The organism is Providencia sp. PROV268 (assembly GCF_028477805.1).
Lineage (GTDB): Bacteria > Pseudomonadota > Gammaproteobacteria > Enterobacterales > Enterobacteriaceae > Providencia > Providencia stuartii.
This window is the reverse complement of sequence record NZ_JAMPLW010000002.1, coordinates 133,940-157,362: the sequence shown is the minus strand read 5'-3', so window position 1 is coordinate 157,362 and position 23,423 is coordinate 133,940. Positions and strand designations below refer to the sequence as shown.

At 43.7% G+C, this 23,423-nt stretch carries 20 protein-coding genes and 2 tRNA genes; 4 read left to right on the top strand and 18 right to left on the bottom strand.

Annotated elements, in window-relative coordinates; translation table 11 throughout:
* Nucleotides 1-3 precede the first annotated feature (3 nt).
* Nucleotides 4-879 (top strand): U32 family peptidase, encoded by an 876-nt coding sequence (locus PR699_RS02675; protein WP_014657333.1) that lies wholly within the window; start codon nt 4-6, stop codon nt 877-879.
* 138 nt (nt 880-1,017) lie between these two features.
* Here PR699_RS02675 and PR699_RS02670 read toward each other — a convergent pair whose 3' ends face one another.
* The 6 genes from PR699_RS02670 to PR699_RS02645 form a co-directional block, all read right to left on the bottom strand.
* Nucleotides 1,018-2,214 (bottom strand): glutathionylspermidine synthase family protein, encoded by a 1,197-nt coding sequence (locus tag PR699_RS02670; protein WP_004915847.1) that lies wholly within the window; start codon nt 2,212-2,214, stop codon nt 1,018-1,020.
* 2 nt (nt 2,215-2,216) lie between these two features.
* Complete coding sequence (locus PR699_RS02665; RefSeq protein WP_004915846.1) at nt 2,217-2,945, bottom strand: DUF1190 domain-containing protein; 729 nt, start codon at nt 2,943-2,945, stop codon at nt 2,217-2,219.
* Nucleotides 2,946-2,961: 16 nt separating this feature from the next.
* On the bottom strand, nt 2,962-3,369 hold the full coding sequence (locus tag PR699_RS02660) for a DUF350 domain-containing protein (protein ID WP_004915844.1): 408 nt from the start codon (nt 3,367-3,369) through the stop codon (nt 2,962-2,964).
* A gap of 404 nt (nt 3,370-3,773) precedes the next feature.
* Nucleotides 3,774-4,931: an ABC transporter permease gene (locus PR699_RS02655; protein WP_004915840.1), complete on the bottom strand. Its 1,158-nt coding sequence runs from the start codon at nt 4,929-4,931 to the stop codon at nt 3,774-3,776.
* Nucleotides 4,931-6,076: an ABC transporter permease gene (locus PR699_RS02650; RefSeq protein ID WP_004915838.1), complete on the bottom strand. Its 1,146-nt coding sequence runs from the start codon at nt 6,074-6,076 to the stop codon at nt 4,931-4,933. The genes PR699_RS02655 and PR699_RS02650 overlap by 1 nt, the downstream gene beginning before the upstream one ends.
* Nucleotides 6,077-6,087: 11 nt before the next feature.
* Nucleotides 6,088-7,059 (bottom strand): HlyD family secretion protein, encoded by a 972-nt coding sequence (locus PR699_RS02645; RefSeq protein ID WP_014657332.1) that lies wholly within the window; start codon nt 7,057-7,059, stop codon nt 6,088-6,090.
* Between the two features lie 241 nt (nt 7,060-7,300).
* Here PR699_RS02645 and PR699_RS02640 point away from each other — a divergent pair, with 241 nt between their 5' ends.
* The 3 genes from PR699_RS02640 to PR699_RS02630 all read left to right on the top strand — a co-directional run bounded on the left by PR699_RS02640 (nt 7,301) and on the right by PR699_RS02630 (nt 10,188).
* Entirely contained in the window at nt 7,301-8,986 is a 1,686-nt protein-coding gene (locus PR699_RS02640; protein WP_004915834.1) for a sensor histidine kinase, read from the top strand.
* 15 nt (nt 8,987-9,001) lie between these two features.
* Entirely contained in the window at nt 9,002-9,718 is a 717-nt protein-coding gene (gene btsR / locus PR699_RS02635) for a two-component system response regulator BtsR (protein WP_014657331.1), read from the top strand.
* 95 nt (nt 9,719-9,813) lie between these two features.
* Nucleotides 9,814-10,188, top strand: coding sequence for a YjaA family stress response protein (locus PR699_RS02630; protein WP_014657330.1), 375 nt, complete (start codon nt 9,814-9,816; stop codon nt 10,186-10,188).
* A 115-nt stretch (nt 10,189-10,303) separates the two neighbouring features.
* Here the strand turns inward: PR699_RS02630 and PR699_RS02625 are convergent, their stop codons facing one another.
* The 12 genes from PR699_RS02625 to secG all read right to left on the bottom strand — a co-directional run bounded on the left by PR699_RS02625 (nt 10,304) and on the right by secG (nt 23,203).
* Entirely contained in the window at nt 10,304-12,172 is a 1,869-nt protein-coding gene (locus tag PR699_RS02625; RefSeq protein WP_004915822.1) for a DEAD/DEAH family ATP-dependent RNA helicase, read from the bottom strand.
* 169 nt (nt 12,173-12,341) lie between these two features.
* A complete protein-coding gene (gene nlpI / locus PR699_RS02620) occupies nt 12,342-13,259 on the bottom strand; it encodes a lipoprotein NlpI (protein ID WP_004915819.1) in 918 nt (305 codons plus the stop codon).
* Nucleotides 13,260-13,337: 78 nt separating this feature from the next.
* Nucleotides 13,338-15,461 carry a polyribonucleotide nucleotidyltransferase gene (pnp, locus tag PR699_RS02615; protein WP_014657328.1) on the bottom strand — a complete coding sequence of 708 codons (2,124 nt, stop codon included), beginning with the start codon at nt 15,459-15,461 and terminating at the stop codon, nt 13,338-13,340.
* A gap of 280 nt (nt 15,462-15,741) precedes the next feature.
* A complete protein-coding gene (gene rpsO / locus PR699_RS02610; protein WP_004915813.1) occupies nt 15,742-16,011 on the bottom strand; it encodes a 30S ribosomal protein S15 in 270 nt (89 codons plus the stop codon).
* A gap of 122 nt (nt 16,012-16,133) precedes the next feature.
* Complete coding sequence (gene truB, locus PR699_RS02605) at nt 16,134-17,078, bottom strand: tRNA pseudouridine(55) synthase TruB (RefSeq protein WP_014657327.1); 945 nt, start codon at nt 17,076-17,078, stop codon at nt 16,134-16,136.
* Nucleotides 17,078-17,488 carry a 30S ribosome-binding factor RbfA gene (gene rbfA, locus PR699_RS02600; protein ID WP_014657326.1) on the bottom strand — a complete coding sequence of 137 codons (411 nt, stop codon included), beginning with the start codon at nt 17,486-17,488 and terminating at the stop codon, nt 17,078-17,080. Before rbfA ends, truB begins: the two co-directional genes overlap by 1 nt.
* 103 nt (nt 17,489-17,591) lie before the next feature.
* A complete protein-coding gene (gene infB / locus PR699_RS02595; protein WP_004915802.1) occupies nt 17,592-20,324 on the bottom strand; it encodes a translation initiation factor IF-2 in 2,733 nt (910 codons plus the stop codon).
* 23 nt (nt 20,325-20,347) lie between these two features.
* Nucleotides 20,348-21,856 carry a transcription termination factor NusA gene (gene nusA / locus PR699_RS02590; protein ID WP_004915799.1) on the bottom strand — a complete coding sequence of 503 codons (1,509 nt, stop codon included), beginning with the start codon at nt 21,854-21,856 and terminating at the stop codon, nt 20,348-20,350.
* 23 nt (nt 21,857-21,879) lie between these two features.
* A complete protein-coding gene (gene rimP, locus PR699_RS02585) occupies nt 21,880-22,332 on the bottom strand; it encodes a ribosome maturation factor RimP (RefSeq protein WP_014657325.1) in 453 nt (150 codons plus the stop codon).
* A gap of 206 nt (nt 22,333-22,538) precedes the next feature.
* A tRNA-Met gene (locus PR699_RS02580) sits at nt 22,539-22,615 on the bottom strand.
* A gap of 59 nt (nt 22,616-22,674) precedes the next feature.
* A tRNA-Leu gene (locus PR699_RS02575) sits at nt 22,675-22,764 on the bottom strand.
* 100 nt (nt 22,765-22,864) lie between these two features.
* Nucleotides 22,865-23,203 (bottom strand): preprotein translocase subunit SecG, encoded by a 339-nt coding sequence (secG, locus tag PR699_RS02570; RefSeq protein ID WP_004915793.1) that lies wholly within the window; start codon nt 23,201-23,203, stop codon nt 22,865-22,867.
* Nucleotides 23,204-23,423 lie beyond the last annotated feature (220 nt).

Below are 23,423 nucleotides of genomic sequence, written 5' to 3'. Positions count from 1 at the left end.
ATGATGAAGTATGCATTAGGGTCAGTTCTTTATTACTGGCCTAAACAAGAGCTATATGATTTTTATCAGCAAGCAGCACAAAGTGAAGCCGATATTATTTATCTTGGTGAGACGGTTTGTAGCAAGCGCCGTGAAATGAAACCGGCTGATTGGATTGAATTAGCAAAAACGCTAGCGCTAAGTGGCAAGCAGATTATCTTAAGTACATTAGCGCTATTGCAGGCACCTTCCGAACTTAAAGAAATAAGTAAACTCGTTGATAATGGCGATTTTTTGGTTGAAGCCCATGACTTTGGTGTCGTCAATATGCTCACTGAGCGCCATCTTCCTTTTATTGCTGGTCATGGTTTGAATTGTTATAACGCACAGACCCTCAATATATTATTACGCCAAGGCATGCAGCGTTGGTGTATGCCTGTAGAGCTTTCTCGTGACTGGTTGATCAATTTACTCAATCAATGCGATGAATTGGGGATACGTGGCAAATTTGAAGTAGAAGTGATGAGTTATGGTCATTTACCGCTGGCCTACTCTGCTCGCTGTTTTACTGCCCGTTCAGAAAATCGTGCCAAAGATGATTGTGAAACTTGCTGCATTCACTATCCTCAGGGGCGAAAGGTGTTCTCTCAAGAACAACAGCAAGTGTTTACTCTCAACGGGTTACAGACACAAAGTGGCTATTGCTACAACCTAGGTAATGAGCAAACATCTATGATTGATTTGGTTGATATTGTACGTATTTCGCCGGAGAACATTGAGTCTCTAGACATATTGGCGCAATTTAAAGCGAATCAAACCGGAGAAGCGCCACTGGTCATCAATGACAAGAGTTGTAATGGTTATTGGAGGCAAGTGGCAGGATTAGAAATGCTGCCTTAGCCGCAATATCAATCAGCGCCATTGGATAAAAAGCGGGAGCAAACACCAGCTTCCCGCTGTGTATTCATTCTAAAGCATCTCATTGATTTTATTTTTGAAAAATGAATAAATTGCACGGTTCACAGCATTACCTCACACTCACTCATTCATAATATAGTGAGGAACAAACCTAGAAGTATCTTTTGTGATTAAAGAGTTATCTTCACGTATACCGATCCCTGCTGGGGCATCCCCCACCACCCAGCTCCCAATTAAAGTGTAGTCATTACCGAATTTAGGCAAAAAAGCACTCGCCTGATAAATTCTAGGCTCATGAGCATACATCCCTAATTCTTGCGTGATCACTTCTTGCTCATTATTAAAAAATAATGAAACATTAGCGCCTTCCCGTGAAAATAATGGCTTTGTCGTAAACCCTTGCCACGCTTTCCCCATATCCTGTTTTAATTTTCCCACAATATCGCTCTGCTCATCCGCAAAATAGGCAGGAAGTAAGTTAGGGTGATTAGGAAAAAAACGCCATAATAACGGTAATAGTCCTTTATTACTTAAAATGGATTTCCATAAAGGTTCTACCCATTCTGTTCGTTCACTACGTAGTACTGGACCATAATCATCTTGGAACATCCATTCATATGGATATAATTTAAAGCCTTGGTGAATAATTTGATCTTGTAAATCCGTAAAAACACCACCTAAGCCTAATCCGATGTCCTCCACATAAATAAATTGTGTCTGTAGCCCTGCTTGACGCGCACAATCTTCCAAATATAAAACAGTTCCTCTATCTTCAATGGAGCCTTCACAGCAACAAAAATAAAAAGGGTGCTCATTGCGCCACAATAAAAAACGCTGGATAAGCTTTTCCTGTATCGAATTAAATTGATCGGCATTTGCAGGAAGCATACCTCTATCTGTCATGTCAGATAACCATTGCCATTGAAAAAATGCCGATTCATAAAGTGATGTCGGGGTATCTGCATTATATTCCAGCAACTTTGCAGGCTGATATCCATTCCATGAAAAATCCATTCGCCCATACAGTGATGATTTATTATTTCGCCAACTATTTGCAATCGCATCCCAATATAATTCAGGTATGGCTAATGCTTCTAAAATACGTTCATCATTGATAGCAGAATTGACTACTTCTAAGCACATTTGGTGCAACTCTTCGGTTGGGTCTTCGATGCCAGATTCAATTTGCGCTAATGTAAAACAATAAGCATGCGATTCATCCCAATAAATTTCATTGTCGATAATATGGAAGTCAAAACCATAATCTTGCGTAATTCGCACTAAATCTTCGCGTGGCTTTACAGGTATTCGTAACATAATTAACCACCTCTACTCCCCGATTTATGCCCAAAGCCCCCTCTTGATGTTGTTTTAGTCGAATTATTACTATATTTCGCAGGCTTTAGCCTATTCGAACCATCAGCAACCCATTTATCGGATGAACCTAGCTCATGATAAATATTCGGTTCATTTTTAGCGCGATAAAATGGACGAACTCGTGAAAAATAGTAATGAGAGCCTGAGTAAGAGCTGGTTGTATGACTACTACTTGCTGGCTGCGGAAATTCATTAAGCGCAAAACCAGCCAATTTGGGGCCATAAACATCACGCTGTATGCTATCGCAATATTCTGGCTTTGATTGTAATAAGCATTGCTGATATTCTCTTATATTAAGGGCACGATGAACTAAAACACAGTTATCTTTCCCATAATGATATTCACAATCAACTAATCGATTGTAAATCGCCATGCTTCTATTCAATTCTTGTTGTGCTTCTTCTTGTTTTTGTTTACAAAAAGAGTTGGTATAACCTGCAAGCTCACAATCATTAAGCCCCTTGAAAATCGTTATTTTGGGTGTTGGTGATTCGTCACTGCAACTGCGTAACCCCAAAAAAACGGCTCCTCCCATAATTGCCAACGTAAGTATATTAGCGCCTTTGCGTGGTTCATCTTTTACATCAAGGCCAATACGCTTTAATTCAGGCCCCTCTTGAGCCTTATTATACTTACGCTGTTTTCTTTTGATTTTATTTTTATTTTTCATAGAACATCATTATTCATTAATAGCTCATGCTTACTGCATTCAAAATACCAAATCCAAGTGATGTTCCACCTAAAAAGAGGCCTGCGGATATATTATTTTGCTCTATTTTTTCACTGATTTTTGGCATATAGATTTTTGTTGCGCCAAGAACAAGCAATTGAACTAATAATGCAATAACACCCCATATTATACAGTCAAGAATACTAATAGAATGAGAAATCGCACTCGATAACGGAGTGATATAACCTAGCATCGCACCAATAAATGCAAGGCCAGCGGCGGTATTATTCTGTTTAATTAATACCCATTCATTATGACGCGATATACGTGTATAAATAAAGAGGAATGCAAGTACCATAACAGCACCAATTGCAAAATAACTAATAAAGGAGAGTAGAGCAGAAAGTATAGCTGTAAAATCCATGAAATTATATTTCCGTGAAAAAGGAATAAATGTAGCTTAACCTTTTTCAAAAATAAAGAGATTATAAATAATTCAGTGCATTTTACTTTTATCTAGAGACTATGATCTAATGATTCATTTTTTACTGAGCATGATAGAGTAGTAGTATCAAATAAGTCGCTTTATTAATAATAGAATAACTGCATGAGGTCTAAACGATTAATTGATGATGACAATCCTGTCACGAATAAACCAATAATGGATTTTTCTTATCTAATGTTAAAAACACTTATATTTAAGTAAGAATACCAAACAGATAAAGATAATAATATTGAGAGCAAAATGATTAGTGGTGTTGCAGCTGGCTACCACCAACTGCAATCGTTTTTTATTTTCTGACAATCAAACACGCCAGAAGAATAATATTAATTATGATGTTGTTTACGCCAACGATGAATAATATGAGAAATCTGACGTAATTCACCATCACGCAACATGCCAATTAAGACACCAATTACAGTATAAATCACACCGAGCACTAACATCATCACAATATCCATCAAGACGCCACTAAAAGGTAGCCCCATTTGATTGATACCCGCCATGGCACTCGTTGCCCATGTTGATGGTAAAGCCGAAGCAATCATTCGTACCCATTCAGGCATGGCTTGTAAGGGCCATATCGTACCGGACATGTAAAAGACAGGTGTTGTAATAAACGCTAATGTCAGATAAATCATCTCGACACTACGCAAACACTCAGTGACCAACTTCCCTAACCCAATTACGGCAAGCAAGAAGGGAAAAGTGAGCATCCACAATTGATACAATGGCGCCTCTTGACGATAGCCTAAGATCCACGGCCATAATGCAAAAAAGACGGTCGATAAAAATAGCCAGATCGGGATCAAGGCCGATAGCGCCCCCAAATACACCGCTAATGGTGGTTTACCTTTCGGTGTACCGCGGATAGCAATACTCACGCGAACACAAGCAATCAGCAAGGAGTGTTGTAGCAACATCACTAACAACCCAGGAAACACAATCGCGGCAAAGCTTACACCCGGGTTATATAACGGCTCTGTTAAACTACGTATTGGCGTAATAATGACGTTCGCTTGCTCTTGACTAAATCCTGAGTTGATGAGTAATTGGGTGTTATAGCTATTTAATAACGTTTGATACGCACTCATTAGCTCTTGCTGGATCTGACCACTTGCTAAACGGTTTGTCGCATCACCATAAACGGGGATAGTGATATTTTTCCCATTTAGCAGGAATTTTTCAAAGTCTGTCGGGATAATAATAATGGCAAAAAGCTGCCGATTAATCATATCCTTACGAGCTTGTTCCAAATTGTCATAGCTGTGTAATTTAACTTTAGGCGCCGCATCCAAATCGCGGATAAGTGCCCGACTTGCCACACTATGATCCTGATCGATGACTGCAACAGGCAGATCCCACAAGACGGGTTTCGCATACACCAAACTCATCACACACAGTGAAACGATCAATAATAACCACATTGGCTTATCTAACATGCCAATCAGCACCTTACGGAAAGTCGCAAAATACATTTGCATTACAGCTCCCCTCCTTGTGCCGCAATACGTTTCGGCAAGCGCTTACGGATCAAAAATGCCGTCACTATTGGATAAATCAGCAAAAATAGACACACTTCCACAATACGTTTAAATGAGATCTCACGTAGGAAAATATCAAACATCGCATTGAGTGTATGAGTTAATGGCTCGATATTGGAAATAATCTGCGCAGGTAAAATCATGGATAATTCCGGTACAGCCATACCGGAGAAAGCGAGTGCAATACTCACTAGCATCCCTATCAAGCTGTAAGCCATAATCGCACTTGAAGTAAAGCTAAATAGCAGTAGCCCAATACTTTGTGCCGCTATTACATAGAAAAAGCCCACCATTATCATATAGAGGGGATTCCCCACAACCTTAGCATCAAAAATACTGACCAAAGCCGCAAGTTCAACCACTAACAGTGTCGTAAAAAATAGCGTATAAGGAGCCATTTTCCCTAAGACCGCCATACCGAAAGGCTTCACGCTTTGTAAGATAGAACTACGTGATAATGTGTAAATCGTACAGGTCACCACAAACAGTTGTAGCATATGAATGGTAGCCGCAAATTGCTGATAATAAATATAACTACCACTAGGGTTAAATAAACTGTCATAAGAGAGGGTCACTTGAGCGAGCGGTGGTAATGCTTTCCCCATCGAACCTGCCAACTGCGTTCGATATTTGGCATTTAGCTCAGCCACCAGCCCACTAAAGTCTTGGATTGCATAGCTCCCTGACGCATAAAACAGCGCGTTATAGTACATGCGTAGCTCAGGTTGACGCCCCCGTAATGCATCGGCCTCAAAATTAGTCGGCACGTACAGCAGCGCATAATCCTGTGCACTGGCTAATCGTTTTAACGATGTATTAAGATTATTATCAATCGCTTTAACGTCAGCATGGGGTCCAGCATTGAGATCCCGGATAATTTGTCGGGAAACGGGGCTTCTGTCATTATCCACCACCGAAACAGGCAAATCCATCAACGTTCCTTCTGAGAAGTTAGCACTAACTAACGTGAATAACATTAATGGAAACAACCAGCTTAACCAGTGAAAAACCGGACTACGAATAGCGGCTTGTGTTTCTCGACTGAATGCATGCTCAAAACCATGCCAAGCGAATTTTAATCTCATACTCGCGCCTTTTATTTATCCCAGCGCCATAGCACGCTCATTCCAGGCCTTAAGCCGTCAACAGGCTCTACTGGATACAAACGAACCTCAAAGGTTTTCAAGTCAAAATCCCCTGTTGCACGTGTTGCCCTTTTTGTTGCGTAATCCCCTTTTGGCGCAATATAACGCACCTCAGCTTCGATTTTTTTATCGCCTAATGCAGACACATCAAGCTGAACTCTATCGCCTTTTTTCACATCGACAAGAATGTCTTCACGTAAGTTATAGATAAAGTAAGACTGCGGTATACGCACCATGGTCAAAAGCGGGCTGCCCGCATTGAAAATTTCCCCTACTTCTGCGGGAATTGGACCGATTTCCCCATCCACTGGCGCTTTCACTTGTAAATCATCTAATTGGACTTGAAGCTCCGCGAGTTTTTGTTCAGCTTCATTCAGCGCCGCCTCATATTTTTGACGCAATTCAATGCGATCACCATTCTTAGCTTCTTCAAGCTGCGCTTTTGCCCCTTGAACTTGCTGAAAAGCAACTTCTTTCGCTTTACGCGCATTATCAAGCTCATTGGCTGAAACATAGCCTTTAGCCGATAAATTACTTAAGCGTTGGTATTCACGAGACGCATTTTGGTATTGTGAATTGGCTTGTGCCAATGAGGCTTGCAGGTGACGGATCGTCTCTTCGCGAGTGCCATGGAGCGATTGTGCTAACTGTGCCTTTGCTTGATCTCTTGCGGCTTTCAAGGCAGCGTATTGCGCTGTTAGCTCAGGGCTTTCTAAGGTCAATAATAACTGCCCCTTTTTAACATCATCCCCACGCTCAACATGACGCTCAATAACACGACCTTTAGCCTTAGATGTGACCATGACTTCGGGTGCATCAACTTCACCTTGTAATAGCAAAAATTGATTGTGAGAATGGAAAAGTGCCGCCGCCGCTATCAAAATCAGCATCAACAAAATCAGTGCTATTGTTCTTTTTTTCATTATTAGTAAAACCCTAAATAATCACGGAGGAAACTATGGCTATAAAATTATCGCAGTAATTGCCGATACAGCGTTAATAAATTTGTGCGCAAGGTCACAAATAGAAGGGGGATATATAATATTGAAGTGACTTGCCCCTTATGTCAAATAAAGAAAAGTTAACTTTGACCAAATCGCTATTATCAAATCAGCCGCTTACGTTACAATTGCCCTGTTAAGACGCCACCAACTGGAAACCTTTATGTACGAGTTTGATCTCATTCTGCTGCTACTACAGCAGATGTGCGTTTATTTGGTCATTGCATGGGCGCTCAGTAAAACCCCCCTTGTTATTCCATTATTAAAAGTGACCATTCGCTTACCCCATAAAGTGATGTGCTATCTCATTTTCTCGGTTTTCTGCATCATGGGAACCTATTTTGGGTTACACATTAACGACTCAATAGCAAATACACGCGCCATTGGCTCTGTCCTTGGTGGATTACTTGGTGGCCCCGCGGTTGGGTTTGCTGTTGGCTTCACGGGAGGATTACACCGTTACTCACTCGGCGGCATGACCGCCTTCAGTTGTATGGTCTCCACCATCGTGGAAGGGCTAATTGGTGGCTTAGTCCACCGCTACTATATGAAACGCGGTCAGATCAATAAAATATTTAATCCTCTCACCGCCAGTTGCGTTACCTTTGTGGCCGAAATTATTCAGATGCTGATCATCCTATTACTTGCCCGCCCTTTCGGCGAAGCACTGGAACTGGTCAAAAGTATTGCCGCCCCGATGGTCATTGCCAACACGATTGGTGCCGCGATGTTTATTCGGATTTTACTCGATCGCCGCGCTATCGTAGAAAAATACACAACCGCATTCTCCGCACAGGCCCTAAAAATAGCCCTCTGCACAGATGGTATTTTACGTAAAGGGTTCAATACCGATAACAGTATGAAAGTGGCTAAAATTATCTATCAAGAGCTAGAAATTGGTGCGGTCGCCATCACCGATAGAGAAAAAATATTAGCTTTTATTGGGATAGGAGCCGATCACCATTGCCCCGGAACCCCCATAGCTTCAGAACAATCGCGCCGAGCAATTGATAATAACGAGGTGGTGTATGCCGATGGTAATGAAACCCCCTATAAATGTTCGTTAAGCCCAACATGTAAGCTCGGCTCTGCACTGGTGATCCCACTTAGGGGAGAGAACGAACGCGTTATTGGTACAATTAAACTGTATGAGGCCAAAAACCGTTTATTTAGCTCTATCAACCGTACATTGGGTGAAGGCATTGCGAGTCTATTTTCGGCACAAATCCTTGCTGGGCAATATGAACGCAATAAACAATCATTACTACAATCCGAAGTGAAGCTACTTCACGCGCAAGTAAACCCTCACTTCTTATTTAATGTCCTCAATACGCTACAAGCCGTTATTCGCAGAGACAGCCAACAAGCGGGTCAGCTAGTACAATATATTTCCACCTTCTTTCGTAATAACCTTAAGCGTCCGGAACAAAATGCAACGCTTGGCGAAGAGTTAGAGCATGTAAATGCTTACTTACAAATTGAGAAAGCACGCTTTTGTGAGAAATTACAGATAGAGCTGGATATCCCTGAAGCATTAAGACAAGTAGAGTTACCTGCCTTTTCCCTACAACCGATCGTTGAAAATGCAATTAAACACGGCACCTCACAGTTATTAGACACTGGATATATTACAATTAGAAGTTATATACGCTGTGAACAGGTTTATATTGAGATAGAAGATAATGCAGGTCTTTATCAACCCACAGCTCAGAACGATGGATTAGGCATGAGCCTAGTTGATAAGCGTCTACGCCTAAAATATGGCGAACAATATGGCGTTAGCGTGGAATATGAACCTGAACAGTTTACGCGAGTGCAATTACGTCTGCCTTATAGGCTAACAGAATAAAATGATTAAATTTCTATGAATGTATTGATTGTTGATGATGAACCACTTGCGCGGGAAAATGTACGCTGTTTGTTGGAAGAGCATGATGATATTGAAATTATGGATGAGTGTGCCAATGCCATTGAGGCGATCAGTGTTATCCATAAAAAGAAGCCCGATGTCGTGTTTCTTGATATTCAGATGCCACGTATTACGGGTCTTGAAATGGTACGCATGCTCGACCCTGAAGATAGGCCTTATATTGTCTTTCTAACTGCATTTAATGAATTTGCCATACAGGCCTTTGAAGAACATGCTTTTGATTACTTATTAAAACCATTAGAGAGTGAAAGGCTAAATAAAACACTAACTCGTCTACGCCAAGGCAAGCAAAAACAAGATCTTGAGATCCTAAGTGACCATGAACCACTCAAATTTATTCCTTGTACTGGTCACAGTCGTATTTGGCTGATGAAGTTGGACGAAGTGCAGTATGTGACCTCGCGGATGAGTGGTGTTTATGTGATGAGCACGCAAGGTCAAGAGGGCTTCACCGAACTGACACTGAGAACGCTAGAGTTACGCACACCTTTGGTCCGTTGCCATCGCCAGTATTTGGTGAACATGACAGAATTAAGTGAGATTTTGTTTGGTGACAATGGGCAAGCAGAGCTCGTTTTAAGGTCGGGCGAACATATTCCTGTCAGCCGTCGTTACTTAAAACCACTAAAAGAAGCGCTGGGGATCATTTAATGTGCCATACTGACTCTAAATAATTTGCGTTGTCGCTAGGCGACAAGTCAACATACTGCAACTTGGCGGATAACGAGCTTATAAGGAGATCACACATGGCGGACTTCTATTTACAACTTCGCACTAACTCAATGACTTTAAAAAACCTAAAGACCCATGAGGAGTACACCGCCGAAGGGGAGTTCTCATCTTCTCGGTTAATTGTCGGAGATTTCTACGTCGCCCAAAGCCTCCTAATACAGCTTATTGATGCAATGAAACTCAGTATTCGCCTTCCTTTAACCCCTCATCACCGCATTGTTATACAAGCCTTAGAAAAAAATGAAGGTGGACTAAGCCCCGTTGAAGTCAGGTTATTAGAAGAAATTACCGTTACGGCGTTTAATCATAAACTGAAAAAAGTGATTGTCAGCCATGACGAATTACCAATACCACAAAGGCAAGCGGAAGAATTATTAGATAATAAATAGTGTTATTACCTGTCGTGTTAGAACAACATAAAAAAACCGCTCCATTAATTTGAAGCGGTTTTTTCACAATTTAAGTCGTGCTTCCTAAATAGAAACACTCGATAAATGTGTGTAATTAAGCATTATGGCTGGTGCTACGGCGGCGCGGAGCTGCCGAGTTGTGATCTTCATTACGACCACGTCCGTTACCACGATGGCCACCACGACGATTGCCACCCTCACGGTCGTTGCGACGCTCACCATTAAAGCCACCGTCACGGCGTGAACCACCACGACGCTCACGACGTTCAAACGGCTGTGCATCACCAATTAATTGCATTTGCATTGGTTTATTCAAAATGCGTGCACGGCTTAAGTGAGTTAACACTTCGGTTGGCATGCCTTTTGGTAGCTCAATCGTTGAGTGAGAGCCAAACAGCTTGATATTACCAATATAACGGCTGCTAATATCCGCTTCATTGGCAATCGCCCCTACAATGTGACGCACTTCTACGCCATCATCACGGCCGACTTCGATGCGATACATTTCCATATCGCCAACATCACGGCGCTCACGACGACCACTACGATCACCACGCTCTGCACGGTCAAAGCCATTGCCATTACGATCACGACGGCGATCATCACGGTCATTGAATTCACGACGTGGGCGACGCGGTGCATCTGGTGGCAGAATAAGTGCACGCTCACCTTGAGCCATTTTTAGCAACGCGGCGGCCAATGTTTCCATATCAACATCTTCTGACGGTGACAGTTTCTTTAACAGCGCGCGGTATTGGTCTAAGTCACTGCTTTCAAATTGCTGTTGGATTTTTTCAGCAAATTTCGCCTGACGACGTTCACTTAGCAATTGTGAATCTGGCAGTTCAACTTCAGGGATCGTTAGCTTCATGGTGCGTTCAACGTTACGCAGCAAACGACGCTCACGGTTCTCTACGAACAAGAGTGCACGGCCAGCACGCCCTGCACGGCCAGTACGACCGATACGGTGAACGTAAGACTCTGCATCCATTGGGATGTCATAGTTAACGACTAAGCTAATACGGTCAACATCAAGACCACGAGCAGCAACGTCAGTGGCGATCAAAATATCCAAACGACCGTCTTTTAAACGTTCTAGCGTTTGTTCACGTAACGCTTGGTTCATATCACCGTTCAATGCAGCACTGTTATAACCGTTGCGCTCAAGCGCTTCTGCCACTTCCAGCGTTGCATTCTTTGTACGAACAAAAATAATTGCTGCGTCAAAATCTTCGGCTTCTAAGAAACGAACCAGAGCCTCATTTTTGCGCATGCCGTAAACAGTCCAATAGCTTTGAGCAATATCTGGACGTGTTGTAATGCTAGCCTGAATACGAATTTCTTTAGGCTCTTTCATGAAACGGCGTGTTATACGACGAATTGGTTCTGGCATCGTCGCTGAAAACAGCGCTGTTTGATGCTCTGCTGGGATTTGGCTCATGATGTTTTCAACATCTTCAATAAAGCCCATACGCAGCATTTCATCAGCTTCATCCAGTACTAAGCCTTTCAATTTAGACAGGTCTAATGTACCGCGTTTCAGATGATCAAGCAGACGCCCAGGCGTTCCTACAACAACTTGTGGCCCTTGGCGCAAAGCACGCAATTGCACGTCGTAACGCTGGCCACCATATAGGGCCACCACGTTAACACGGCTCATGTGTTTAGAAAAATCGCCCATCGCTTCAGCAACCTGAACCGCCAACTCACGTGTTGGGGCTAGGACTAGAATTTGCGGAGCTTTTAAATCTGGATCAATGTTGTGCAGTAGCGGCAAACTAAAGGCTGCGGTTTTACCGCTCCCCGTCTGTGCCATACCCAACACATCATTACCGTCCATTAACAATGGAATACATTGTTTTTGGATCGGAGAAGGTTTTTCATATCCCAGGTCGTTTAGTGCAGTCAAAATAGACGCTGATAAACCTAAATCAGCGAAAGAGATATCAGTCTCGGTGGTCATGTAAAGGTGCCTCATACTTAATGGCGGCCAGTTTACATAACCGTGCGAAAATCATTTCGGTCATTTTCATTTAAAATGTGAACTGGCTCAAATTGTGTTATTAAACGAACAAATAGGCCGTCACCCCGAAGGATGATGACTCAAAAAATAGTGATGAAATGTTCGTCAGCTATTGCTGGCCCGATTCTAAAAGGTCGTCTTGTTCTTGGCCTAACAGCGCCAATTCCAACAATGCATAGCGGTGTTCAACAAAGCTATGAGCGTTGTTAGCCACCGTCAGTTTGAATAACGCAGTTGCGCTATCCTTATCCCCCAGACTTAGGTAATGCTTACCTAAATAGAAGTTAGTTTCACTGAGATGCTCAGCGAGCGAAGTGTTATCCGTAGAAGTTTCTTTCAAGCGCTCCATCAATGTGTTTTCACTGATTTTGCCAAGGTAAAACTCTACGATATTCCAGCCCCATAGCCCTTTCTCCGCACGGTCATAACGAGCTGCAAGATTATCTTGCGCCACTCGCGGGTCTATGTCTTTCTCAACGAGATAAAGCCATAGCGTGCGAAAAGGATCATTTGGATCTATCTGATAATACGCCAGCAGATCATCTTGCGCTAGTTTGTACCGACCACCGTAATATAATGCGATGCCGCGGTTCATACGCGCGAAAGTGTAAGTTGGATCAAGCTCTAATACAGAATCAAACGCTTCATAGGCGGCATCATAGTTGCCAGCCTGCGTAAAATATATTCCTAAAAAGTTAAAAATTTCAGGAATATCAGGGCGAATCGCTAACGCCGTTGAAAAATCATTGCGCGCTAACGCCCTCAAACCGAGACTATCATACAACACTCCGCGCTCATATAAAAGCTGAGCGTATTCGTCATCGGTTAAAGATCGGCTCGCAAGGATTTGTTCCATACGAGCCAATATTACTTCTTGTTGTAATGAAGGTTGCAGAGGAACAGCAAATACCTCGTTTTTACGCCAATCTTTACTGCTGCATCCAATGAGCACAAAAAAGATAAGCGCAGAGACCACACGAGTAAACGTGCTTAAGCCCCTAAACCGAAGACAGATACTATTCAGCATACTCCGCCCTTACATTACCACTATTTCAGCAAATTACGGCTATGCGCCCTAACTTATAGGGCGCTGCTTAGATTCAGCCTATTCTGCTGAGTCCTGCTGCTGTGCTGGAGTTTCTTCAGTCGCAACAGCTTCTTTCATGCTCAGGCGGATGCGGCCTTGACGGTCGATTTCCAACACCTTAACAGGAACTTCTTGACCCATTTGCAGATAGTCAGTCACTTTCTCAACACGCTTATCGGCGATTTGAGAAATATGCACTAAGCCTTCTTTACCACCACCGATAGCAACGAACGCACCAAAGTCAACGATACGAGTAACTTTACCTTGGTAAACACGGCCGACTTCGACTTCAGCAGTAATTTCTTCGATACGACGGATAGCTTCTTTTGCTTTCAAGCCATCAGTTGCAGCAATTTTCACTGTACCATCATCTTCAATTTCGATTGTAGTGCCAGTTTCTTCTGTCAGCGCACGGATAACCGAACCACCTTTACCGATAACATCTTTAATCTTATCTGGATTAATGCGGATAGTGTGAATACGTGGTGCAAATTCAGAAATATCATCACGAGGGCTGTTAATCGCTTGTTCCATTGTACCTAGGATGTGCAGACGAGCACCTTTTGCTTGGTTCAATGCAACTTGCATGATTTCGCGAGTAATACCTTCGATTTTAATATCCATTTGCAGTGCGCTGATACCATCACGGCTACCTGCGACTTTAAAGTCCATATCGCCTAAATGGTCTTCATCACCAAGGATGTCAGAAAGTACGACGAAATCATCGCCTTCTTTAACCAGACCCATAGCAATACCTGCAACCGCTGCTTTAATTGGTACACCTGCATCCATCAGTGCTAAAGAAGCACCACAAACCGACGCCATTGATGATGAACCGTTTGATTCAGTGATTTCAGATACAACACGAACAGTGTATGGGAAATCAGCATGATCAGGCATGACCGCCATCACACCGCGTTTCGCTAAACGACCATGACCAATTTCACGACGCTTAGGCGAACCAACCATACCTGTTTCACCAACAGAGTATGGAGGGAAGTTATAGTGGAACAAGAAGCGGTCAGTATATTCGCCCATTAACTGGTCAATAACCTGTGCATCACGTTCAGTACCCAGTGTTGCAGTGACTAATGCCTGAGTTTCACCACGGGTAAATAGCGCAGAACCGTGAGTACGTGGCAGAACGCTAGTGCGTACATCCAGCGCACGAACCATGTCTTTTTCACGACCATCAATACGTGGCTCACCACGAATGACACGGCTACGAACAACTTGTTTTTCTAGGTTCGCTAGAATGTCAGCAACTTCAGCTACGTCGACATTTTCATCTTCAGCCACGATTGCTGCTGTGACTTCTTCTTTGATCAGGTCAACTTGCTCATAACGCTCTTGTTTTTCAGTGATACGATAAGCATCACCCATACGGCTTTCAGCCAGCGCTGCAACTTTATCACGTAAAGCTTGGTTAACTGGCTCTGGTTGCCAATCCCATTTTTCTTTACCTGCTTCTTTAACTAACTCATTGATTTCTTGAATCACGATTTGTTGTTGATCATGACCAAAAACAACGGCACCCAGCATTTGCTCTTCGCTTAACAGATCCGCTTCTGACTCAACCATCAGAACTGCGCTTTCTGTTCCTGCTACCACTAAATCAAGGCGGCTTAATTTTAGCTCATCTGCTGTTGGGTTCAGAACATATTGGTCATTGATAAAACCAACACGTGCCGCACCAATTGGGCCATTAAAAGGAACACCAGACAACGCCAATGCAGCCGATGCACCGATCATAGCAACAATATCCGGGTTAACTTGTGGGTTAACAGAAACAACAGTTGCGATGATTTGGATTTCGTTCAGGAAACCTTCTGGGAACAGAGGGCGTAATGGGCGGTCAATAAGACGCGCGATCAGCGTTTCACCTTCACCAGGGCGGCCTTCACGACGGAAGAAACTGCCTGGAATACGACCAGCAGCATAAGAGCGCTCTTGGTAGTTAACGGTCAGAGGGAAGAAGTCTTGGCCTTCTTTAACTTTTTTCTGAGCAACCGCGGTCACGAAAACGGCTGTATCATCCATGTTTACCATAACAGCGGCAGTCGCTTGACGCGCTATCATGCCGGTTTCAATGGATACGGTATGTTGACCGTATTGAAATTTGCGTACGATAGGATTTAACAAAATAGTACCCTTTATTTTAGGCCACTCGACTCTCTCTCGTGGCATTGGCTTTCTCTTCCTAACTACAGCCTCGCGACTAATGAGAAGACAGATATTCAAATGATCAATTTTCTCATTAGCCGCGCGAATCGGTGTAGCTGAAGAGGCGTTAATAAAACAATTAATTACGAATCATAGCTTAGCATTTAAGTTAAGTATAATTCGAGTCTTACTTCAACTTTAAATATAACTTTTAGAAGAAAAGGGGCCATTAGGCCCCTTTCCACTGAAACTGACTCGATTAACGACGCAGACCCAGACGCTCGATAAGAGCGGTGTAACGCGCGATATCTTTGCTTTTCAGATAAGCTTGCAATCTACGACGCTGAGCAACCATACGCAGCAGACCACGACGGCTGTGGTGATCTTTTTTGTGCTCTGCAAAGTGGCTTTGCAGATGGTTGATTTGAGCGGTCAACAAAGCGATTTGCACTTCGCTTGAACCAGTGTCGTTAGCATCGCGGCCGAATTCAGCAACGATTTTTGCTTTAGCTTCAGTACTTAGAGACATATTAAACTCCAAATGTATAAATGTATGTAATGAGAGCCAATCTCTAATTTAGCATCTCACAGATTAAGCGCCGCTATTCTACGCTGCTTATAGTCGCAAAGCAATAAGTGCCGCCATGCGGATTATTCATTTTCAACAACTAAACGCCGAGGAGCAACCCGCATATCTTCACTGATCAACGCAATGCCAATAAAACGTTCAGCAGTACCACAAGTCACGCGAACCATGGTGCCTTCCGCTAATTGACCAATATTCGCCCTAACAGGCTGGCCCTGCTTAAAGTATGCCGCCGTTTCTTCTGTCAAATTAACGGCAGGAAAATGCACCACCGCAGTATCCATCGGCAACAATAAAGGGTCGAGCAGCGATTCAAAAGTGCCATTGCCTTCATCAACTTGCGCTCTTAATGCGGCGAGCTGCTCTAATGTCACCATCCGCGCATAAGGGTAGTTTGCTACCTGCAAGCGTCGTAGGTAAATGACATGTGCACCACAACCTAACATCTCACCTAAATCGTCAATAATGGTACGAATATAAGTACCTTTAGAGCAGTGAATTTCCAGTTCCAGTTCATTATTTTCTAAACGAATAAACTGTAACTCATACACTGTGATAGGCCGTGCTTCCCGCTCAACGGTGATCCCTTTACGCGCATACTCATACAAAGGTTTCCCTTGATGTTTTAGTGCCGAATACATTGATGGCACTTGCAATGTATCACCACGAAAATGCGCTAATGCCTCATCAAGCTGAGCTTGTGTAAACTCAACGTTACGCTCACTGATGATTTGACCATGGGAATCCGAAGTGTCAGTACGTTGTCCTAGACGGGCAATCACACGATAACGCTTGTCTGAGTCGAGTAAAAATTGAGAAAACTTGGTTGCTTCACCGAGACAAACAGGGAGCATCCCTGTTGCAAGTGGATCTAACGCTCCCGTGTGACCCGCTTTATTTGCATTGAAGAAGCGCCGCACTTTTTGCAGCGCATCGTTTGAAGAAATATCAGTGGGTTTATCCAGCAGCAAAACGCCATGTATGTCACGGCCGCTACGACGACGCCCCATTATTTTTCCTCTTTATCATCCGCGTTCGCACGACGCATTTCATCATTACGAATAACATTGGAAACTAAGTTAGACATACGCATACCGTCAACCAATGAGCTATCGTAAGAGAACGTTAACTCTGGAATAACGCGTAAACGCATCGCTTTTCCTAGCAAAGAACGAATAAAGCCAGAAGCTTCATTGAGCGCTTTAATGCCATCTTGAACCATTTGAGACTCATGTTCTTCATGAGAAATGTTAAGGAAAGTCACGAAAACTTTACCATAAGCCAAGTCTCTTGATAGCTCGACACCTGAAACAGTTGCCATGCCAATGCGGGGATCTTTAACTTCACGCTGCAAGATAATCGCAATTTCTTTTTGCATTTCTTGGGCTACGCGCTGAGAACGACTAAATTCTCTTGCCATCGTTATATCTCCTGACATTTTGGGGGGCTATTGCCCCCCAATAAATACAAAGCTATGGATACCCGTGATAAGCGATATGCTCCCTTCGCGGGTATAAAAGAAATTAACCGTCAATCGAACGTTTAACTTCAATCACTTCAAAGACTTCAATCATATCGCCAACACGGACATCGTTGTAGTTCTTAACACCGATACCACACTCCATACCATTACGGACTTCGTTGACGTCATCTTTAAAGCGGCGCAGTGACTCCAGCTCACCTTCGTAAATAACCACGTTATCACGCAGAACACGGATTGGGTTATTACGCTTGATAGTACCTTCTGTCACCATACAACCAGCGATAGCACCAAACTTCGGTGATTTAAAGACGTCACGGACTTCTGCAAGACCCATGATTTGCTGTTTGTATTCAGGTGCTAACATACCGCTCATCGCTTGTTTGATTTCATCAATCAAGCTATAGATGACGGAGTAGTAACGTAAATCAACACTTTCACTCTCAATAACGCGGCGAGCAGATGCGTCAGCACGAACGTTAAAGCCAAGAATGATCGCATTCGATGCCGCAGCCAGAGTTGCGTCAGTTTCGGTAATACCACCCACACCAGAACCGATGATTTTGATTTTAACTTCATCAGTCGATAGTTTTAACAGTGAGTCAGTAATCGCTTCACAAGTACCTTGAACGTCGGTTTTTAGAACAATGTTCAGTTCAGAAACTTTACCTTCTTCCATGTTAGCAAACATGTTTTCCAGTTTAGATTTCTGTTGGCGAGCCAATTTCACATCGCGGAATTTACCTTGGCGATACAATGCAACTTCACGTGCTTTTTTCTCGTCACGAACAACGGTTGCTTCATCACCTGCGGATGGAACATTGGATAGACCTAAAATCTCAACAGGCATTGATGGGCCAGCAGATTGAACTTCTTTACCGAGTTCGTTACGCATTGCACGAATACGGCCGTATTCAAAACCACAAAGAACAATATCGCCTTTGTTGAGCGTACCTTCTTGAACAAGAATCGTTGCAACTGGACCACGACCTTTATCAAGGTAAGATTCAACAACAACACCGCTTGCCATACCTGCGTAAACTGCTTTCAGCTCGAGGACTTCTGCTTGTAGCAAGATAGCATCAAGCAGCTCATCGATACCGGTACCTTTTTTCGCCGATACGCTAATAAACTGAGTATCACCACCCCAATCTTCAGAAATAACACCGTATTGTGACAGCTCATTTCTTACACGATCTGGATCCGCTTCTGGTTTATCAATTTTGTTCACAGCAACAACGATAGGCACACCCGCCGCTTTTGCGTGTTGGATGGCTTCGATAGTTTGTGGCATCACACCATCGTCTGCTGCAACAACCAGAACAACGATATCCGTCGCCTGAGCACCACGAGCACGCATTGACGTAAACGCGGCGTGACCCGGAGTATCTAAGAAGGTGATCATCCCTTTATCAGTTTTCACATGGTAAGCACCGATGTGCTGAGTGATACCACCTGCTTCGCCTGAAGCGACTTTCGTTGAACGAATATAGTCAAGCAGTGATGTTTTACCATGGTCAACGTGACCCATGATGGTAACAACCGGTGCACGTGGCTCTTCAACTGCTGAACCCGTATCACGGTCATTCATTACCGCTTCTTCTAGCTCATTTTCGCGACGAAGGATAACTTTGTGCCCCATCTCTTCTGCAACAAGCTGCGCAGTTTCTTGGTCAATGACTTGGTTGATAGTCGCCATCGCGCCCATCTTCATCATTGTTTTAATCACTTGTGAACCTTTCACCGCCATTTTGTTAGCGAGTTCACCAACAGTGATCGTTTCACCGATAACCACGTCACGGTTTACTGCTGCCGCAGGCTTGTTAAAGCTCTGTTGCAGTGAACTACCTTTACGTTGTTTACCTTTGACGCGATTAGAGCGGCCAGCAGCGCGTTCTTCTTCACGATCGGCTTTTTCAGAAAGCTTATTGCCTTTCTTTTGGCGAGGCGCTTTCGCACTACGGTTACGAGAACGACGACCTTCTTCTTTTTCGTCGCTTTCATCTTCCGCTGCACGAGCATGGCGAGAAGTCGTCGTGTGATAGTCACTATCGTCGTCGATTCTGGAATCATTGTTCCATTTTTCGTTGTTTTCTTCTGCCATTTTGCGAGCCTCTTCTGCGACACGTCTCGCTTCTGCTTCAACTTTACGTTGAGTTTCTTCTTCAACTTTACGCTTCAGAGCTGCTGCTTCAGCTTCACGGCGCTGTTTTTCAGAGTTGGTCTCACCGGCTTTGCCAGCTTTTTGATGATTTTCGCTTGATTTCACTTTTTCTCTTTCCGCTACTTCGCGCGTAGCTTTCTCAGCTGCTTCACGTTTTGCTTTCTCTTCGGCTGCACGCTTTGCTTCCGCTTCACGCTTCGCATTTTCTTCTGCGATACGTTTTGCTTCTGCTTCACGTTTAGCCAGTTCTTCAGCTTCGCGCCGTGCTTGCTCTTCCGCTTCACGCTTCGCCTGCTCTTCCGCTTGCGCTTGCTCAGCGTCGCGGTTCACATAAGTGCGTTTTTTGCGGACTTCTACATTTACCGATTTGCTCTTACCACCGGTGACTGGAACACTCAACGTACTACGTGTTTTACGTTGCAATGTTAACTTACTTGGCTGGCTCGCTGAACCGCCTTGCTCACGATTCAAGTGCCCCAGCAATGTTTCTTTTTCTGCCTGACTAACAGAGTCATTCTCACCTTTTTTGATCCCTGCTTCAGCAAATTGCTGTACCAGGCGTTCAACTGTGGTTTGAATTTCTGCTGCCAATGATTTTACAGTTTCTGTCATGCCGTTCCTTCCTGCTACAGTGTTTACGCATCGTTACCGAACCAGCAAATATTACGTGCGGCCATGATGAGTGCACCTGCCTTCTCACCATCCAGACCCTCGATATCAATCAGGTCGTCGATGCCCTGCTCAGCAAGATCTTCCAGTGTACAGATACCGCGAATAGCCAAATTATAGGCCAGAGTATTATCCATACCATCCAGATTCAATAAATCTTCTGCCGGCTGGTTATCACCTAGACTCTCTTTTTGAGCCAATTCAATCGTAGTGAGGGCCGCTTTCGCTCTTTCACGTAGAACTTCAACAGTTTCTTCATCTAAACCGTCAATTTCCAGAAGCTCTTTGATAGGCACGTAGGCCAGTTCTTCTAACGTCGAGAAGCCTTCTTCAACAAGTGCAGTGGCGAACTCTTCATCAATGTCAAGATGCTTAGTGAATGTGTCAATAGAAGCATGCGCTTCTGCCTGATGTTTTGCATTCAGCTCTTCTGCAGTCATGACATTCAATTCCCATTTGTCATCACCACGGTGTTTTTTCAGTAACTGTGCTGCTAAGCGCACATTTTGGCCGTTACGACCAATCGCCTGAGCTAAGTTACTGCTTTCTACGGCAACATCCATTGTACATTTGTCTTCATCAACCACAATAGATGCCACATCAGCCGGAGCCATTGCATTAATCACGAATTGAGCTGGGTTATCATCCCATAACACAATATCAATTCGCTCGCCGCCTAGCTCACTAGAAACAGCTTGAACTCGCGCGCCACGCATACCAACGCACGCACCGACCGGGTCAATACGCTTATCGTTAGTTTTTACTGCGATCTTAGCGCGAGAACCCGGATCACGAGCAGCGGCTTTGATTTCAATAATTTCTTCACCAATTTCTGGCACTTCAATGCGGAATAATTCAACCAACATTTCTGGGCGAGAACGGGTAACAAAAAGTTGTGCGCCACGTGCTTCCGGACGAACATCATACAGGACTCCACGGATGCGGTCACCTGGACGGAAGTTTTCACGCGGTAACATATCTTCTCGTAAGATCACCGCTTCAGCATTGTTACCAAGATCTAACGTGATATTTTCACGGTTTACTTTCTTAACTTGAGCGGTGATGATCTCACCTTGTTGCTCACGGAATTGATCAACCACCATCGCACGTTCCGCTTCACGTACTTTCTGTACGATCACTTGTTTTGCAGTTTGGGTTGTAATACGGTCGAAAGCAACGGACTCGATTTGGTCTTCAACGTATTCGCCCAGTTTTAGCTCTGGGTTTTCAAATTGTGCTGCTTCTAACGTAATTTCACGTGTTGGCATCGTTACATCTTCAACGATCAGCCAACGACGGAAGGTATCAAAATCACCGGATTTGCGATCGATTTCGACACGAACGTCAATTTCTTGCTCATATTTCTTTTTGGTTGCTGTCGCTAGTGCCGTTTCCAGTGCCTCGAAGATTTTTTCACGAGGGAGGGATTTTTCGTTAGAAACCGCTTCTACAACAGCCAGAATTTCTTTGTTCATCCTAGTTGCCTCATTGAACTTAATTAAAAGTGGGGTACCAAGTTAGCTTTCTGGATGTTGCCAAGGGCGAACACTTCATCCTTACCATCCACAGTAACCGTTATCATTTCACCTTCGACAGCTTTTATAATGCCTTGCCATCTACGGCGGTTCTGCATCGCAATGCGTAAAGTCAGTGCCACCTCTTCACCGACAAAACGCTCATAATGTGCGACAGTGAACAGTGGGCGTTCTAGCCCTGGTGACGATATTTCTAGGTTATAGACCACAGAGATTGGATCTTCGACATCCAATACTGCACTCACCTGATGGCTGACATCAGCACAATCATCAACAGTGATGCCTTCTTCACTATCAATGAAAACACGCAATGTCGATGTACGAGCACGGACAAACTCTAAGCCTACAAATTCAAAGCCAAGTGCTTCCACCGGTGCTGAAATCATCTCTGTCAATTTTTGTTCTAATGTGGACAAGCCCACCCCCAGACATAAAAAAAGGGCTATAAAAGCCCAGTTAATTCGATTGTCAAATAACAAAAAACCCCGAAATTTCGGGGCTTTATGAAACTGGACCCTGTAGTGCCAACGGGTTCACCATGTTCTTAGTATATCTTTAAAACCGTGATAAATCGATGAGAATTTCCGATAAATACATCTGATAAGATATGCTGACTAAGAATTGGTTGCGGGAGCCGGATTTGAACCGACGACCTTCGGGTTATGAGCCCGACGAGCTACCAAGCTGCTCCATCCCGCGTTCGAAAACGTGACATATTCTACACAAATAACCTGTAGAGCACAAGTTATCTTAAATAATGGTGCCGAGGACGGGACTTGAACCCGTACGCCCGTTTTGTAGGCACTACCACCTCAAGGTAGCGTGTATACCAATTTCACCACCTCGGCACTGAGGCGAGGTTATTGATGAATAACTTAACAATAACCTCAAATTCTTTTTTACTTTATTGATGATGGCTTAAATGCCTTCATCCGGAATCTTTAACACTTAACGAGGGATATCGCTCGTTGGTGTTGCTGGTGCTGCCGGAACGTCTGTTGGTTGCTCGACTTTTGCCGGTTCACTAATATTTTCCCATTTGCTACCAGTTCCATATTTATTGGCAGTCATATTGCCAAGGATCAAACTGATAATGAAAAATACAGCAGCCAAGATTCCAGTCATACGAGTCATGAAGTTACCAGAACCCGATGAACCAAACAGTGTTGCAGAGGCACCCGCACCGAATGACGCACCCATGTCAGCACCTTTACCTTGTTGTAACATGATCAGACCAATCAGGCCGATAGCTACCAACAAGAAAACAATTAAAAGAGCTATGTACATTTGAGTTACCTATTCAGTTTGCGGAACATAGTGTAACCACTATGACCTATAATACTGCACACCCGCTTATTTGCCGCTTAAGTATGACCTTTACGGGATTAAGCAGGTGCGAATACTAACCAAAGCTGAGCCGACAAGCAAGCCAAATTTCATTTCCTGAGTTCATTTGCGGAAAAAAACAGCAAATGAACTCGGGATGGGCAATTTTGTCAGGCTCTCA